Raw genomic sequence first — 15,292 nt, forward strand, 5'->3', positions numbered from 1 at the left:
GCGAGTTTGAGAATATCGAAAAAATATATTTTTAGAGGTAAAGTCAAAACGACAGCCTTTTTTAACTAAATTTGTTTTCCTAAGAAATAAAATCACTTTATGACACAAGTTGAAACCAGTCCGGTGCTGTCTTTTGAAGACTTCAAAAAAGAAGTACTGAATGATTATAAAATTGCCATTACTAGCCGTGAATGCAGCCTTTTGGGCCGCCGCGAAGTATTGACCGGCAAAGCCAAGTTCGGTATTTTCGGCGACGGAAAAGAAGTGCCGCAATTGGCGATGGCGAAAGCTTTCAGAAATGGCGATTTCCGTTCGGGTTATTACCGCGACCAAACCTTTATGATGGCCATTGGCGAGCTCAACATTGAACAGTTTTTTGCCGGTTTGTATGGCCACACCGATATCAATTTTGATCCGATGTCAGCCGGAAGACAAATGGGCGGACACTTCGCTACGAAAAGCATCAACGAAGACGGTTCCTGGAAAAACCTTACCCAACAAAAAAATTCAAGCGCTGATATTTCTCCAACGGCAGGCCAAATGCCAAGACTTTTGGGATTGGCGCAAGCTTCCAAAATATACCGCAACGTCAGCGGCATCGACACTTCGAATTTTTCAGTGAATGGTAATGAAGTGGCTTGGGGAACGATTGGCAACGCCAGTACTTCAGAAGGTTTATTTTTTGAAACAATCAATGCGGCCGGCGTGATGCAGGTTCCGATGGTCATCAGCGTTTGGGACGATGAATACGGGATTTCCGTGCATGCCAAACACCAGACTACAAAAGAAAGTATTTCCGAAATCCTGAAAGGTTTTCAGCGTGATGAAGACCATAATGGCTATGAAATCCTGACCGTAAAAGGTTGGGATTATGCTGACTTGGTTTCAACATTTGAAAAAGCATCGCAGATGGCACGCGAAGAACACGTTCCGGTTTTGATTCACGTTGTGGAGTTGACGCAACCGCAAGGGCATTCCACATCCGGTTCGCACGAACGTTATAAAAATACCGAGCGTCTGGAATGGGAAGCCGAATTCGATTGCATCCGACAAATGAAATCCTGGATGGTCACTTATAATATCGCAACAGAAGCCGAACTTGACGCTATTGACGCTAACGCCAAAAAAGAAGTACTCGAAGGCAAAAAAGCCGCTTGGAGTGCCTATTTAAATCCAATCAAAGACGAGCAGAAAGAAGCTTGTGATTTGTTGGAATCGATTGCCAATTCCAGCGATAATAAAGTTTTCATCCAGAAATTTGCTGACGATTTAAAAGCGATCAAAGAGCCGAACCGCAAAGATATTTTGGTGGCGATGCGTAAAGTATTGCGTATGATTTCCAACGAAAGCGGCAAACCTTCGCTATCGAACTGGATTAAAAACTACTCAGAGAAAATCCAGCCGAAATTCAGTTCGCATTTATATTCGACTTCCAATAAAAATGTATTTTCCGTTAAAGAGGTACTACCAACTTACGACGAAAATCCTGAAGATGCCGACGGAAGAATGGTCTTGCGCGACAACTTCGATGCTATTTTCTCGAAATATCCCGAAGTACTTGTTTTTGGCGAAGATGCCGGAAACATTGGCGATGTCAACCAAGGCCTCGATGGCATGCAGGAAAAATATGGCGAATTGCGCGTAGCCGATGTCGGAATTCGTGAAGCTACGATTTTAGGGCAAGGCATCGGAATGGCATTGCGTGGATTGCGCCCGATTGCGGAAATCCAATACCTTGATTATTTGTTGTACGCGATCCAGATTATGAGTGATGATTTGGCGACTTTACAATACAGAACGCTTGGAAACCAAAAAGCACCACTAATCATCAGAACACGCGGCCATCGTCTCGAAGGCATCTGGCATTCGGGTTCTCCGATGGGAATGATCCTCAATGCGTTGCGTGGTATCCACGTTTTGGTGCCTAGAAATATGACCAAAGCGGCAGGTTTTTACAATACTTTATTACAAACCGACGAACCTGCTTTATTGATTGAATGTCTGAATGGTTATCGATTGAAAGAAAAAATGCCAAACAACCTTGGCGAATTCAAAACACCAATCGGTGTCGTGGAAACCTTGAAAGAAGGTAACGACATCACTTTGGTTTCATATGGTTCGACGTTGCGATTGGTCGAACAAGCCGCTAAGGAATTGCTCGAAAAAGGCATCGATTGTGAAATCATCGACGTACAATCTTTGCTTCCATTTGATGTGAATCACGATATCGTCAAAAGCATCATGAAAACGAACCGACTTTTGGTCATTGATGAAGATGTTCCCGGTGGCGCTTCGGCATTCATTATGCAACATATTCTCGAAGTTCAGAATGCGTACGATTATCTCGACAGCAAACCGCAAACGCTTACTTCTAAAGAACATCGACCTGCTTACGGAACTGACGGCGATTATTTCTCCAAACCATCGGTCGAGGATATTTATGAAAAAGTCTATGCGATGATGAGCGAGATGAATCCGAAACAATATCCGGCGTTATATTAACCTCATAAATCTTAAATCCCATTCGAAAGTTTGGGATTTTTTTTGAACAATGACCAATATAAAACCCGGAAAGCCGTTTATACCTTGAACCAAAAATGGAAGGCTATGAAAAATATACTGCTTTTACTGACTTTATGTTTTTTGATCGGCTGTAAATCAAAGAAAGACTCGGTTTCAAAAACAGAAACGGCGCCCAAATATAAAATGGAGAAAATTCTCGATGACAAGGTCGATGTCGAACAGAAAGAAAGGATGACCGCTTTGGGCAAACAAATCCTGATGACGTGCAACACTTCTAAATTCAAGCCGTTGTCTGATAAAGAAGCCACGCCCGAAGTCCGCAAAAACATGACCATCGAGCGATTGACGAAAACCTGTTTGAAATTCAAATTAAAATACGGTGACTTCAAGGATTTGCAATTTGTGGAAGCCTACAGGAATTATCCCGAAAACAAAATCATCTACCGCTATAAAGCGCTCTACGAAAAGAAAATTGCCCATAAGGAACTCCGGATTACAGTCAATGAAAACAACCAGATTTCAGCTGTGAATTCAAAAGACTGGAAAGATGATTTTTTGAAAGCTGATGCGGCAAAAGCAAAACCCGATCCGAAAAAATCCGAAAATAAAAAAACAAGCTAAGACGCGTATTTCCGAATCAAATTATAAATTTAAGTTATAAAATCGCGGAATCCGTGGCTAAAAATTTTGTTTTTATAAATTTGAAACAGAAATGCCTCACGTCAAATTCCGATACATTCATGATTCGAAAAATAATACTTCTTTTTTGTTGTTTCCTATCGTCCATAGCATTCGGACAAGAAACGATGGTGTTGCATGCCAAATCTTACACGGCAACGCCAATCTGGGATTTCATTTGTGAAAACTACGCCTATTCAGGAATCACCCAAATTCAAATCGCCAAAACGGAAAAAGGCGGTTTGCTAAAAATAGTGGTTGAAACCAATGAACAATCGTATGCCATCGCCGGTAATGTTTATATCGATCTTGCCGATTTGACTGCGTTGGTCTGCACCGACAAAAACATCCGTGAAACCAACGGCAATAAGATCATTTCGTATTATATTTTGACGACAGCTGAAATGAACCGCCTCAAAAAAACGGAAATACAAGCCATAAGATTTTCAATCAAAGGCAAAAAAAGCAAATTTTCGGGTCAAAATGGATACTTTACGGCTGTCAATAAAAAGAAGTATTTTGCAACGGTTTATGACAACTCCAAAAAAAGTTACGAGACGAATCTGGACATTACTGCATTATACCATCAATAATGAACAACCACAAAGCACTTATCGAAAAATTCTACACGGCGTTTGCGAATCAAGACACGGCAACTATGGCGCAGTGTTATCATGAGGAATTGCTTTTTGAAGATCCGGTTTTCGGAAAGCTCAATTTCGAGAAAGCTACATTGATGTGGAAAATGCTCATCGAGCGCAGCAAAGGCAATCTGAAAATTGAATTTCACAATGTCAAGGCCAATGAAAATTCAGGTTCCGTGACTTGGGTTGCCACTTACCTGTTCAGCAAAACCAACCGCAAAGTGATCAATGTGATTCACGCCTATTTTGAATTCAAAGACGGTCTGATCATCAAACACACCGATACTTTCGATTTGTGGAAATGGTCGCGTCAAGCTTTCGGATTTAAAGGTTTACTGCTAGGCTGGTCGGCATTCATGCAACAAAAAATCAAACAACAAGCGCAAATAAGCTTGGAACAATATTTAAAGAAATATTTATGATCATTAGAGAAGCTTTAATCGACGACATTCCTCGGATTATGGTAATACGTCTGGCCGTTAAAGAAAACACGCTTTCAAATCCGGATTTGGTCACGCAGGAAGATTGCGTCGAATTTATCACACAACGCGGCAAAGGCTGGGTTTGCGAAATGGAAAACACCATCGTCGGATTCTCCATTGTTGATCTCAAAGACCATAATATTTGGGCGCTGTTCATCGATCCTGATTTTGAGAAAAAAGGCATCGGCAGAAAACTTCATGACGTGATGCTCGACTGGTATTTCAAACAGACAAAAACTACGGTTTGGTTGGGCACCGAGCCAAAATCGAGAGCGGAAGGTTTCTACAGAAAAGCCGGCTGGATTGAAACCGGAACGCACGGCAAAGGCGAAATTAAATTTGAAATAACTTTTGATTCTTGGCATTCGCAAGATTAAAAAGCATAAGGATTTAAGGAAAACCTTATTTAAGTTGGTTTAATCTTTAGTACTTTTGGGGAAATTTCATCCACATGAATGCTAAGAAAAGAAAAATCATCCTCACGGTTTTGCTGCTGCTTGCACTGGGAAATTATGGCCGCTTGCAAGGCACGGAAAATATCAGAACCGTTGAATTCCTATCGATATTTGCCATTGGAGCTTTGTCAGCTTTATTGGTCAGGGAAGTTTTCGGAAAAGATAACGACGACGAATAAGCTATGAATATCAGACTCATCGCGGTCGGGAAAACCGATCACAACCAACTTCAGGCTTTGATGGACGAATATCAGAAACGTTTGTCGTTCTACATCAAATTCGATCTCGAAATCATTCCCGACATCAAAAACGTCAAAAACCTTTCAGAAGCCCAGCAGAAAGAAAAAGAAGGCGAACTCATCTTAGCCAAAATCTCGGCAACCGATCAATTGATATTGCTTGACGAAAACGGAAAAACCTTTTCAAGCGTAAATTTTGCAGCCGAATTGCAAAAGAAAATGAATTCCGGAATCAAGACTTTAGTATTCGTCATTGGCGGTCCATACGGATTTTCTCAAGCGGTCTATGATAAAGCGCAAGGCAAGATTTCATTGTCACCGATGACGTTTTCGCATCAGATGGTGCGCTTGTTTTTTATTGAGCAATTGTATCGCGGCTTTACGATTTTGAAAAACGAACCTTATCACCACCAATAATTAATTGACAATTGATAATTAAATCTCTAATCGATTGAACAATTTTACACTTTCGATTGCTTCTTTAACGTCGTGAACTCTAAGGATTTTGGCGCCTTTTGTTAAAGCAATTGTATTCAAAACCGTGGTTCCGTTGAGCGCTTCCTGAACCGAAGATTCCAGTACTTTATAAACCATCGATTTTCGGGAAACACCAACCAAAATTGGCAGTTCCAATATTTGAAACAACTCTAGTTTTTGCAGCACTTCATAATTCTGGTCGAGCGTTTTCGCAAAACCAAATCCGGGATCGACAATCAAATCATTAATTCCGAAACTTCTGGCGGCGGCGATTTTCTCCGAAAAATAAAACAACATTTCTTTGACGATGTTCTCATATTGTGCGAGGGTTGTCATGGTTTGCGGCGTGCCTTTCATGTGCATCATCACATACGGAACTTGATATTGAGCAACGACTTTCATCATTTTCTCATCGAGAGTTCCGGCAGCAATATCGTTGATTATCGCGGCACCATGATCGAGCGCGGATTTCGCCACTTCGCTTCTGAAAGTATCTATAGAAAGTAAGGTTTGCGGGAAATGTTTCAAAACGGATTTTACGACCGGAAGTAGCCGTTCCAATTCTTCATCTTGCGTTACAAAAGCCGCATTGGGTTTGCTTGAATAGGCACCAAGATCGATGAAATCAGCGCCTTCGACCAGCATTTTTTCGACTTGTTCCAGTATATTTTTTTCCGTAACATACTGACCGCCATCGTAAAAAGAATTAGGCGTCACATTGAGAATCCCCATCACTTTAGGGCGGGTTAAATCGATGAGCTGGCCGAGGCAATTAATTGTCATGGTTATTCGTTTTAGTCGACAAACATTCAAAAAAAAAAACTATTTTTGACGCGAGGCCGTTAGGCCATACCGAACGTGGTTAAAAAATTCGATTACAAATATACAGCAATAATAATGAAGAATACTGCCCAGGAATACGATACGGTGATTGCCATTTGTCGTAGCCTTTTTATCAATAAAATGACTGATTACGGAAGTGCTTGGCGCATTTTGAGATTGCCATCGCTGACCGATCAGATTTTCATCAAAGCACAACGCATCCGAAGCCTGCAGGAAAATGAAGTCCGCAAGATTGACGAGGACGAAAGAGGCGAATTCATCGGCATCATCAACTATTCGATCATGGCTTTGATCCAATTGGAATTGGGCATCGCCGACCAACCCGATCTCGATACCGAAAAAGCCACCGCTTTATACGACGCAAAAATAGCCACAACCAAAGCCTTGATGGAAGCCAAAAACCACGATTACGGCGAGGCCTGGCGCGAGATGAGAATCAGTTCATTAACCGATTTAATTCTGCAGAAACTATTGCGTGTCAAGCAGATTGAAGACAACAAAGGCAAAACACTCGTGTCGGAAGGCATCGACGCCAATTATCAGGACATGATCAATTACGCAGTTTTCGCTTTGATCCTTATGGGAAACGCCGCTTAACATTCTTATAAAAAACCTTATATTTACGGACCGCTAACCAACTATTTATGAAAAACGTACTCGTGCAATTCTCAAGAATTTTTGTCGGATTATTGTTCATCATTTCCGGTTTAATCAAACTTAATGATCCTGTCGGATTTTCTTATAAACTCGCGGAATATTTTGGGGAAACCGTTTTAAACTTACCTGTATTCATCCCATTTTCATTAGCGATTGCAGTATTCATCGTCATTTTCGAAACCGTTTTGGGCTTTATGTTGCTGATCGGTTTCAAACCTAAATTTACAATCTGGAGTTTGCTTTTGATGATTGTCTTTTTTACGTTCCTTACCTTCTACTCGGCTTATTTCAACAAAGTGACCGATTGCGGTTGTTTCGGCGATGCTTTAAAACTGACGCCTTGGCAATCGTTTACCAAAGATGTCGTTTTACTGTTTTTCATTTTGATTTTGTTCTTCAACATCAAAAAAGTAAAACCGCTGTTCAATGCGAATTTCCGCAATGCGTTGGTGAGTTTGACCGTCGTATTGTGTGCGTTTATGGGCTATTGGGTTTTGTATCATTTGCCGCTGAAAGATTTCCGCGCGTATAAAGTAGGAACCAACATCCAAAAAGCAATGGAAATTCCTGAAGGTGCGCCAAAATCAGTCGTGGAAATGGTCTTCGTGTATAAAGTGAATGGCGTCAATAAGAATTTCACCGAAAAAGATCTGATGAATATTCCAGCCGGAGCCACTTTCGTGGAACGCATCGACAAAGTGATCTCGGAAGGCTACAAACCGCCAATCCATGATTTCACGATGGAACTTGACGGCTCAGATTACAAAGACGAATTGCTGCAAGAACCTAAATTACTCCTGTTCGTAGCGTATGATTTAGCGAAATCCGATAAAAAAGGCATGGAGATTTTGGAAGGTTTGAACCAGAAAGCCAAAGCCAAAGGCTACAAAGTCATCGCGATGACCGCATCAGGCGCTGCAGAAATTGAAAAAGCCAAAAAAGAATTCGGCTATACTTTCGACTTCTATTTTTGCGACGGAACCACGCTTAAAACCATTGAAAGAGCCAACCCGAGTATCGTTATTTTGAACAAAGGAACCATTGTGCAGAAAGTACATTATAACGACAGCTCCATTTTAAATTTATAATTCACGCCAATGACTGAACAACCAATCAGCAAAAGAAGAAGCCAAAGCAGGGCCAGCATTGAAAGATCAAGAAGGGAAAGAAAAAAAAGAAACAACCGGATCATTCTGGTTTGTATTATGGCCTTTTTTCTGGGTTATTATATCTTGAATTACGTGGCCGCATTGGAAAGACCACCGATCGGAGCCACATTCAACATCGTTTTAGGCTGTACCATTATTGCGGTTTCCATACTGGTGCTTATCTATACCATCAAAAAACAGTATTTTCCTAAAAAAAGAAAAAGAACACAGCACGTATTTCTGGATGAACTTCTGGAAATCGAAAAGCAGCCTGAAAAAGAAAAAAATCCCTAATGCTAGATTATACTTCCAAAAGAATCCTAACATTATTTTATGATTGTTTCGCCATGTGATGCTTAAATTTGCACCATAAAATTACAACTATGAAAAAGATATTGGCCTCAGTTTGCGTACTCATCGCTGCCATTTCGTGTATCAATGCACAGTCTTCATTTTCCAAAGACGCATTAGGCGAGAAATTACTTGCATCAAATGACACTCAGGTTTCGTTTCAGGAAGTACTTTCGAAACACCAAGGCAAAACCGTGGTCATCGAATGCTGGGCTTCGTGGTGCGGCGATTGTGTGAAAGCGATGCCAAAAATGAAAGCATTGCAAGCCGAACATCCAGAAGTGGATTATGTATTCATTTCGATGGATAAAACCGCCGACAAATGGAAAGCCGGTATAGAAAAACACGACCTGAAAGGCGATCACTATATGGTCAATGACGGCATGAAAGGCGCTTTCGGAACCGCCATCAACTTAGATTGGATTCCACGTTACATCATCGTCGATAAAAAAGGTAAAATTGTATTGTACCGCGCCATCGAAACGGACTTTGACAAAATAGATTCGACTTTAAAAACCCTAAAATAATGAGACAAAACATCGTTGCCGGAAACTGGAAAATGAACAAAAATGCCGAGGAAACTGAAGATTTACTCAACGCATTAATCGATAAATTGCCTAATGATAAAGCGGTTGAGATTATTGTGGCGCCGACTTTCATCAACCTCGCTTCTGCCGTTGAACACTTGCAATTCACTAATATTAGTGTCGCTGCACAGAATATGCATCAAAGCGAAAACGGTGCTTTTACAGGTGAAATATCAGCCGACATGCTCAAAAGTATTGGCGTGAACACCGTGATTTTAGGCCATTCTGAACGCCGTGCGATTTTTCATGAAACCGATGCAATCATTGCCGCTAAAGTCGATAAGGCTTTACAACATCAAATGCGTGTGATTTTCTGTTTCGGCGAAGAGTTAAAAGACAGACAGAACAACCAACACTTTAATATCGTTGAAAACCAGTTGCGCGACGGATTATTTCATTTAGATAAAGAAGCTTGGGAAAACATCGTGTTGGCTTACGAACCCGTTTGGGCGATCGGAACCGGCGAAACGGCCAGCCCGGAGCAAGCACAGGAAATGCACGAATTCATCCGCGAAACCATCAGAAAAACTTACGGAAGTGATGTTGCTGAAGATGTTTCGATTTTGTATGGTGGTAGCGTGAAACCCGACAATGCACAAGAAATTTTTTCAAAACCTGATGTTGATGGCGGATTAATTGGAGGTGCCGCATTAAAAGCAGAAGACTTTGCCGCAATTGTCAATGCGATTTAAAATATAAGAAACTACTATGATGCATAGAGATTTGACGCCATTCAAGTCTCTATTTTTTTAAAAATAAAACCATGTCAAACGTTTATTTAGGTTATCATTTTACGATTGAGCCAAAGGAATTGGGTTCAGAAATCCTTATTGCCGAATTGGGCGAACTGCCTTTTGAAAGTTTCGTGGAAAGTGAGTTCGGGATTACGGCTTACATCCAGAAACCATTGTGGCACGAAGCGATTTTGGATGATTTATACTTATTGAATTCCCCACAGTTTACCATTTCCTACACGATCGAAGAAATCGAACAGGTCAACTGGAACGAAGAATGGGAAAAGAATTTCGAACCGATTGATGTCGATGGAAAGTGTCACGTCCGCGCACCTTTTCACCCGAAAACCGACGCTGAGTTTGACATTGTGATTGAACCTAAAATGAGTTTCGGAACCGGCCACCACGAAACGACACACATGATGATCCAGCATTTGCTTGAAATCGACGTTGCCGGAATGAAAACTTTAGACATGGGTTGCGGTACCGCGATTCTGGCGATTTTGGCTGAAATGAAAGGCGCCCAACCGATTGACGCAATAGATATCGACAACTGGTGTTATCTGAATTCGATTGAAAACGCCGAGCGCAATAACTGCAAACACATTACCGTTTATGAAGGTGATGCTTCAATGCTGATTGACCAGAAATACGATCTGATCATCGCGAACATCAACCGCAACATTCTTTTGAATGACATGCAAAGTTATGTGAACTGTCTGCTGCCAAAAGGCATCCTTCTTTTGAGCGGATTTTATGAGGAAGACATTCCGTTCATCGATGCATCATGTACCGAAAAAGGATTGACTTATGTGAAGAAATTCCAGAGAAACAACTGGGTCTCGTTGAAATATGCAAATGAATAAAACCAATTCAGACATGGCCACCATAGAAAAAACACAAGACGAAACCTCGGTCTTAGAAGCCATCGGAATCAACCATGAGATTGTTTTGTATAACGACGACGTCAATACTTTTGACCACGTTATCGATACGTTAATCCGCGTCTGCAACCATACTTCAGAGCAGGCCGAACAATGCGCGATACTAGTGCATTACAAGGGAAAATGTACCGTAAAAACCGGATCGTTTGACGAATTGAAACCGCAATGCACGCAGTTGTTAGAAGCGGGTTTGAGCGCAGAAATTGTTTAGATTTAAACAAAAAAATAGCACTTCCATTGCTGAAAGTGCTACACTGAAATTGAGTTTAAAATAGGTCAACCCATTTTTCCCATAGCGCAACTCATATAAGATCTCGCTTTGGTACTCCAAGGGTTTTCAGTTCCGCTTTCGGGATATCCGATAATTTTTAAGGTTTCTTTTGCGTCGAGCAGGTTGAGTTCGCTGTCATAATCGAAAGTCACTTCGCTGGTTCCCAAATTGACTTTCACATAGTGAATGCCATGCAAAGCACTGAGCTTTTTGGCTATCGTTGTAGTACAACCTTCGCATTTTAAGTTCTGGATTTTGAGCGTAGTTTTCATGATACTGATGATATAGTACAAAGTTACCAGCTTTACTGCAACTGGGAACTGACAAATATCATATCACATTATAATTAATGCGGCAAATTATCTTTCACCAAGCCGTAAAGGAAAGTGCCTAACAAAGCTCCGATCAATATCAAGATTACCGGCAAAAAACCTGCGCCAAGTAATATGAAAATGGGTCCCGGACAAGCGCCGACCAACGCCCAACCTAGTCCAAAAAACAAACCGCCGATCCAATAGCGGAAAGAGCCTTTTTCTTTGTCGGCAATTTTAATCACTTCGCCATCGGTATTTTTGAGCTGGTTTCTTTTGATGATTTGCAAACCAATCACGCCGGTCGCAATCGCGACCATGATAATCCCATACATATGGAACGACTGAAACTGGAACATTTCATAAATGCGGTACCAGGAAACGGCTTCCGATTTTGTAAGCACAACACCAAAAACAAAACCTACAAGTATAAATTTGAGTGTCTTCATCATTAAAAAATTAAAGGGAAAATAAAGTGCGCCATGATGAGCCCGCCGACAAAAAATCCGATGACCGCTTTAAGCGATTGGCGTTGTAGGTTGCTCATTCCGGCAATCGCATGCCCTGAAGTACAGCCGCCGGCGTAACGCGAACCAAATCCGATGAGAAGGCCACCAATCAGCAAGATGAAAATCATTTTTGGGGATTCGAAAGCGGCATTTCCGAAGATGGCGTCAGGTAATAATTTCCCGTTCGGTGCATCGATGTGCATGGTTTGCAATTGCGCAATGGTTTGTGGATTGATATCGACATTGGAAGGATCGCTCATAAAATGCACCGCTACAAAACCACCAATCATCGCGCCCAAAAGCACCATCAGGTTCCAGTATTGCGATTTGACATCGAAGCGGAAAAAATCAGCAAATTTGCCCGCGCCCGCTATCGTACACAAACTTCTGAGGTTCGATGACATCCCGAAAACCTTCCCAAAATAATTGAGCGTCAGCATGATGATCCCGATCAGAAAACCGGTAACTGCCCAATGCCACGTATGAAATAAAAAATCCATAGTTTTTGTTTTTTACAAATGTAATAATTCAATTGATTTTTAGGGTTAAATATAAATAAACTAGTAATTTTGAGTTCGAAACCGACTTACGTTTTATGAAGAAATTTACCATCGAAATCCGCTGGGCGATCCAGTTCAGCATCCTCACTTTGGTCTGGATGATCATCGAGAAAACTGTTGGGCTGCACGACCAATACATCAGCAAACAAGCGATATACACGAACTTCTTTGGAATCATCGCCATTTTGATTTACTTTCTGGCATTGCTCGACAAGAAAAAAAATTATTACAAAGGCAAAATGGATTGGAAACAAGGATTCCTCAGCGGATTGGTGCTTTCGGCTGTGGTGGCGGTTTTGAGTCCGCTCGTGCAATACATCACTTTCACTTATATTACACCGCGTTACTTTGAGAATATTATTCGATACGCGGTGTCGCATAAAATTCAGACGCAGGTACAGGCGGATACTTTTTTCAATATGAAAAGTTATATCCTGCAAGGCATTTTCGGCGCTTTGTCGATGGGTGTAATAACCGCGGCCTTAGTTGCGTTAGTAGTTAAAACTAAAGATTATCGCCATGAAAAATAAACTTTTGATTTTCGCATTACTGATTTTGATGTGTTCGTGTGTAAGCACCAAATCGACTTTGAAAAATGTGGATGAACACGCGTTGATTCCGAAACTCAATGCTAACAATACGTTTGTGATTACCGAATTCAGCAAAGACCCGAAATACGGTTACGATAAGGATTATCCGATCAACGTTTTCTATAAAAACGCTAAGGATGAAAACATCAACCAACAACGTTATCTGAACGCTTTGGCCGGACCGAAAGGCGAAAAAATCACTTACAAGAAAATCGAAACCTGTTGTCCGTTCCCGACCAAAAATACTGAAATGGGTGTTGGCCTGCTCGATGTTTATGAAATCACTTGGGAAGGCCAAAGAGAACCTGTGCGACTGCATTTGAACTATCTCGAAAAAAGCACTTTGATGGTTCCCGTGGGTTTGACTTTGAAGAAATAATTCTTTGTAACGGTCTGCCCTAGCCCGGATAGCAGTGGAAATCCTTTTGTGGCGTTGTTCGCCGCAAAAGATTGGGAACGTATAGCCGGATCAGCTCCTAAAAAAAACCAAAACTTCATCTGAAATTCATCAAACCTATAGTATCTTTGCGGCACTAAAAACTGATTATGAACATACAACATATTCCGCAAATTAAGCACACCGACAGTGGCAACTTTTTCTTACTTGCCGGCCCTTGTGCGATTGAAGGCGAAGAGATGGCGATGCGCATTGCTGAAAAGCTCATAGGCATTACCGATAAACTCGAAATCCCATACGTTTTTAAAGGTTCGTTTAAGAAAGCCAACCGTTCCAGAATTGACAGTTTCTCAGGCATCGGCGATGAGAAAGCGCTCAAGATTTTACGCAAAGTTTCCGAGACTTTTCACGTTCCGACGGTTACGGATATTCATACAAATGAAGATGCTGAAATGGCCGCGCAATACGTGGATGTGTTGCAAATCCCAGCATTTCTAGTACGTCAAACTGATTTAGTCGTGGCGGCTGCGAATACCGGAAAAACCGTGAACCTCAAAAAAGGACAATTCATGAGCCCGGAAAGTATGAAACACGCGGTGCAGAAAGTACTTGATTGTCATAATGAAAATGTGATGGTGACGGATCGCGGATCAATGTTCGGCTATCAGGATATGATTGTGGATTTCCGCGGCATTCCTACGATGCAACACTATGCAACAACCGTTTTAGACGTGACGCATTCCTTGCAACAACCGAATCAAATGGTCGGCGTAACCGGCGGAAGACCTGATATGATTGAAACCATTGCAAAAGCCGGAATCGCTGTAGGCGTGGACGGGATTTTCATCGAAACCCATTTTGATCCCGCGCATGCGAAAAGCGACGGCGCCAATATGCTGCACCTCGATCTTTTTGAAGGCTTGATGACGCGGTTGGTGGCGATTCGAAAAACGATTAATTCATTCTAATTGCATCATACATTGAAAAAAACGTTACTATTATTCGTTTTGCTTCTTGGGTTCGTTTCATTAAAAAGTAACGCTCAGGAAGCTATTAAAGTTCAGGAGAAATATACCGCGCACAACAAAGGGAAATTCTTCGTTTCTTGGGGCGGCAACCGCGATAGTTATTCCAAATCAAATATCAATTTCCGTGGTGATGATTATGATTTTACAATTTATGACGTTACGGCGCACGACAAACCTAAAGGATGGCATATTGATTATGTGAATCCGGCAAGAATGACTATTCCGGAAACCAATTTAAGATTGGGTTATTTCCTCAACGACCATTACAGCATTACGATTGGATTGGATCATATGAAATATGTGATCTACCAACTCAAAGCGGTCGACATCAACGGTTATTATCCGAATGCGGGAACTTATGATGAAACCTTACCCAACGATCAGGTTTTGTTGACCGAAAAATTCTTAACCTTTGAACATACTGACGGATTGAATTACGTGAACACGGAATTTTCAAGGTTTGACGATATGTCGAAAATTTTCCACATCAACAATACGGATAAAATTCAAGTGAATCTCACTGAAGGCGTTGGCGGTGGTTTTTTATATCCTAAAACCAATACGAAACTTTTGGGGAAAGACCGTCATGATGATTTCCATGTGTCGGGTTATGGCGTTTCTTTGAAGGCAGGAATCAATGTGACTTTCTTAAAGCACTTCTATGTTCAGGGCGAACTCAAAGGCGGTTACATCAACATGCCTGATATCCGTACGACCAAGGATCCGGCGGATCGCGCGTCTCAGGAATTTTTCTTTTTCCAGAGAATTATTGCGTTTGGCGGTATCTTCAAAGTTTAAGATTTTTTTAAGCGTTTGATAAGTCTGCGATTAAAAATAGTTTGCTACATTAGCGATACAATCTTA

Annotated in this window: 22 protein-coding genes; 18 read left to right on the plus strand and 4 right to left on the minus strand. The window is 41.4% G+C overall.

Translation table 11 applies throughout. From position 1 onward, the window contains the following. Positions 1-99: 99 nt before the first annotated feature. From Q0058_RS10200 to rlmH, 7 genes are all read left to right on the plus strand, one after another. Positions 100-2,502 (plus strand): thiamine pyrophosphate-dependent enzyme, encoded by a 2,403-nt coding sequence (locus Q0058_RS10200; RefSeq protein WP_298223535.1) that lies wholly within the window; start codon positions 100-102, stop codon positions 2,500-2,502. A 105-nt stretch (positions 2,503-2,607) separates the two neighbouring features. After that, complete coding sequence (locus Q0058_RS10205; protein ID WP_298223538.1) at positions 2,608-3,144, plus strand: hypothetical protein; 537 nt, start codon at positions 2,608-2,610, stop codon at positions 3,142-3,144. 119 nt (positions 3,145-3,263) lie between these two features. Further along, positions 3,264-3,794, plus strand: coding sequence for a hypothetical protein (locus Q0058_RS10210; RefSeq protein ID WP_298223540.1), 531 nt, complete (start codon positions 3,264-3,266; stop codon positions 3,792-3,794). Further along, complete coding sequence (locus Q0058_RS10215) at positions 3,794-4,267, plus strand: nuclear transport factor 2 family protein (RefSeq protein ID WP_298223542.1); 474 nt, start codon at positions 3,794-3,796, stop codon at positions 4,265-4,267. Before Q0058_RS10210 ends, Q0058_RS10215 begins: the two co-directional genes overlap by 1 nt. Continuing rightward, positions 4,264-4,704, plus strand: coding sequence for a GNAT family N-acetyltransferase (locus Q0058_RS10220; protein WP_298223544.1), 441 nt, complete (start codon positions 4,264-4,266; stop codon positions 4,702-4,704). The genes Q0058_RS10215 and Q0058_RS10220 overlap by 4 nt, the downstream gene beginning before the upstream one ends. 74 nt (positions 4,705-4,778) lie before the next feature. Beyond that, positions 4,779-4,961: a hypothetical protein gene (locus Q0058_RS10225; RefSeq protein WP_298223546.1), complete on the plus strand. Its 183-nt coding sequence runs from the start codon at positions 4,779-4,781 to the stop codon at positions 4,959-4,961. Between the two features lie 3 nt (positions 4,962-4,964). Further along, positions 4,965-5,438 carry a 23S rRNA (pseudouridine(1915)-N(3))-methyltransferase RlmH gene (gene rlmH, locus Q0058_RS10230; protein ID WP_298223548.1) on the plus strand — a complete coding sequence of 158 codons (474 nt, stop codon included), beginning with the start codon at positions 4,965-4,967 and terminating at the stop codon, positions 5,436-5,438. Positions 5,439-5,456: 18 nt separating this feature from the next. On the opposite strand, the gene folP is transcribed toward rlmH, so the two are convergent. Further along, positions 5,457-6,281, minus strand: a complete 825-nt coding sequence (gene folP, locus Q0058_RS10235; protein ID WP_298223550.1) for a dihydropteroate synthase — start codon at positions 6,279-6,281, stop codon at positions 5,457-5,459. A gap of 114 nt (positions 6,282-6,395) precedes the next feature. Between folP and Q0058_RS10240 the strand changes: the two genes are divergently transcribed. From Q0058_RS10240 to Q0058_RS10270, 7 genes are all read left to right on the plus strand, one after another. Continuing rightward, positions 6,396-6,938 (plus strand): DUF1599 domain-containing protein, encoded by a 543-nt coding sequence (locus tag Q0058_RS10240; protein ID WP_298223552.1) that lies wholly within the window; start codon positions 6,396-6,398, stop codon positions 6,936-6,938. 47 nt (positions 6,939-6,985) lie between these two features. After that, positions 6,986-8,086 carry a BT_3928 family protein gene (locus Q0058_RS10245; RefSeq protein ID WP_298223554.1) on the plus strand — a complete coding sequence of 367 codons (1,101 nt, stop codon included), beginning with the start codon at positions 6,986-6,988 and terminating at the stop codon, positions 8,084-8,086. A 9-nt stretch (positions 8,087-8,095) separates the two neighbouring features. Beyond that, positions 8,096-8,440: a hypothetical protein gene (locus Q0058_RS10250; protein WP_298223556.1), complete on the plus strand. Its 345-nt coding sequence runs from the start codon at positions 8,096-8,098 to the stop codon at positions 8,438-8,440. Between the two features lie 89 nt (positions 8,441-8,529). Then, positions 8,530-9,024: a TlpA disulfide reductase family protein gene (locus Q0058_RS10255; protein ID WP_298223558.1), complete on the plus strand. Its 495-nt coding sequence runs from the start codon at positions 8,530-8,532 to the stop codon at positions 9,022-9,024. Continuing rightward, complete coding sequence (tpiA, locus tag Q0058_RS10260) at positions 9,024-9,776, plus strand: triose-phosphate isomerase (protein ID WP_298223559.1); 753 nt, start codon at positions 9,024-9,026, stop codon at positions 9,774-9,776. The genes Q0058_RS10255 and tpiA overlap by 1 nt, the downstream gene beginning before the upstream one ends. Before the next feature lie 71 nt (positions 9,777-9,847). After that, positions 9,848-10,684, plus strand: a complete 837-nt coding sequence (prmA, locus tag Q0058_RS10265) for a 50S ribosomal protein L11 methyltransferase (RefSeq protein ID WP_298223561.1) — start codon at positions 9,848-9,850, stop codon at positions 10,682-10,684. A gap of 13 nt (positions 10,685-10,697) precedes the next feature. Beyond that, positions 10,698-10,973, plus strand: coding sequence for an ATP-dependent Clp protease adaptor ClpS (locus Q0058_RS10270; protein ID WP_298223563.1), 276 nt, complete (start codon positions 10,698-10,700; stop codon positions 10,971-10,973). Positions 10,974-11,038: 65 nt separating this feature from the next. Here Q0058_RS10270 and Q0058_RS10275 read toward each other — a convergent pair whose 3' ends face one another. The 3 genes from Q0058_RS10275 to Q0058_RS10285 form a co-directional block, all read right to left on the minus strand. Next, on the minus strand, positions 11,039-11,305 hold the full coding sequence (locus Q0058_RS10275; RefSeq protein WP_298223565.1) for a heavy metal-associated domain-containing protein: 267 nt from the start codon (positions 11,303-11,305) through the stop codon (positions 11,039-11,041). Positions 11,306-11,379: 74 nt separating this feature from the next. Beyond that, positions 11,380-11,793, minus strand: coding sequence for a DUF6691 family protein (locus Q0058_RS10280; protein WP_298223567.1), 414 nt, complete (start codon positions 11,791-11,793; stop codon positions 11,380-11,382). Positions 11,794-11,795: 2 nt separating this feature from the next. Beyond that, positions 11,796-12,353, minus strand: coding sequence for a YeeE/YedE thiosulfate transporter family protein (locus Q0058_RS10285; protein WP_298223569.1), 558 nt, complete (start codon positions 12,351-12,353; stop codon positions 11,796-11,798). Between the two features lie 95 nt (positions 12,354-12,448). Between Q0058_RS10285 and Q0058_RS10290 the strand changes: the two genes are divergently transcribed. The 4 genes from Q0058_RS10290 (at position 12,449) to Q0058_RS10305 (ending at position 15,226) form a co-directional block, all read left to right on the plus strand. Continuing rightward, entirely contained in the window at positions 12,449-12,943 is a 495-nt protein-coding gene (locus Q0058_RS10290; RefSeq protein ID WP_298223571.1) for a DUF4199 domain-containing protein, read from the plus strand. Then, entirely contained in the window at positions 12,933-13,382 is a 450-nt protein-coding gene (locus Q0058_RS10295) for a 2-dehydro-3-deoxyphosphooctonate aldolase (protein ID WP_298223573.1), read from the plus strand. The genes Q0058_RS10290 and Q0058_RS10295 overlap by 11 nt, the downstream gene beginning before the upstream one ends. Before the next feature lie 167 nt (positions 13,383-13,549). After that, complete coding sequence (gene kdsA / locus Q0058_RS10300; RefSeq protein ID WP_298223575.1) at positions 13,550-14,368, plus strand: 3-deoxy-8-phosphooctulonate synthase; 819 nt, start codon at positions 13,550-13,552, stop codon at positions 14,366-14,368. Between the two features lie 12 nt (positions 14,369-14,380). Then, a complete protein-coding gene (locus Q0058_RS10305; RefSeq protein ID WP_298223577.1) occupies positions 14,381-15,226 on the plus strand; it encodes a hypothetical protein in 846 nt (281 codons plus the stop codon). The last annotated feature ends 66 nt before the right edge of the window (positions 15,227-15,292 follow it).

The sequence above is a fragment of the Flavobacterium sp. genome (genome assembly GCF_027484705.1).
GTDB lineage: Bacteria > Bacteroidota > Bacteroidia > Flavobacteriales > Flavobacteriaceae > Flavobacterium.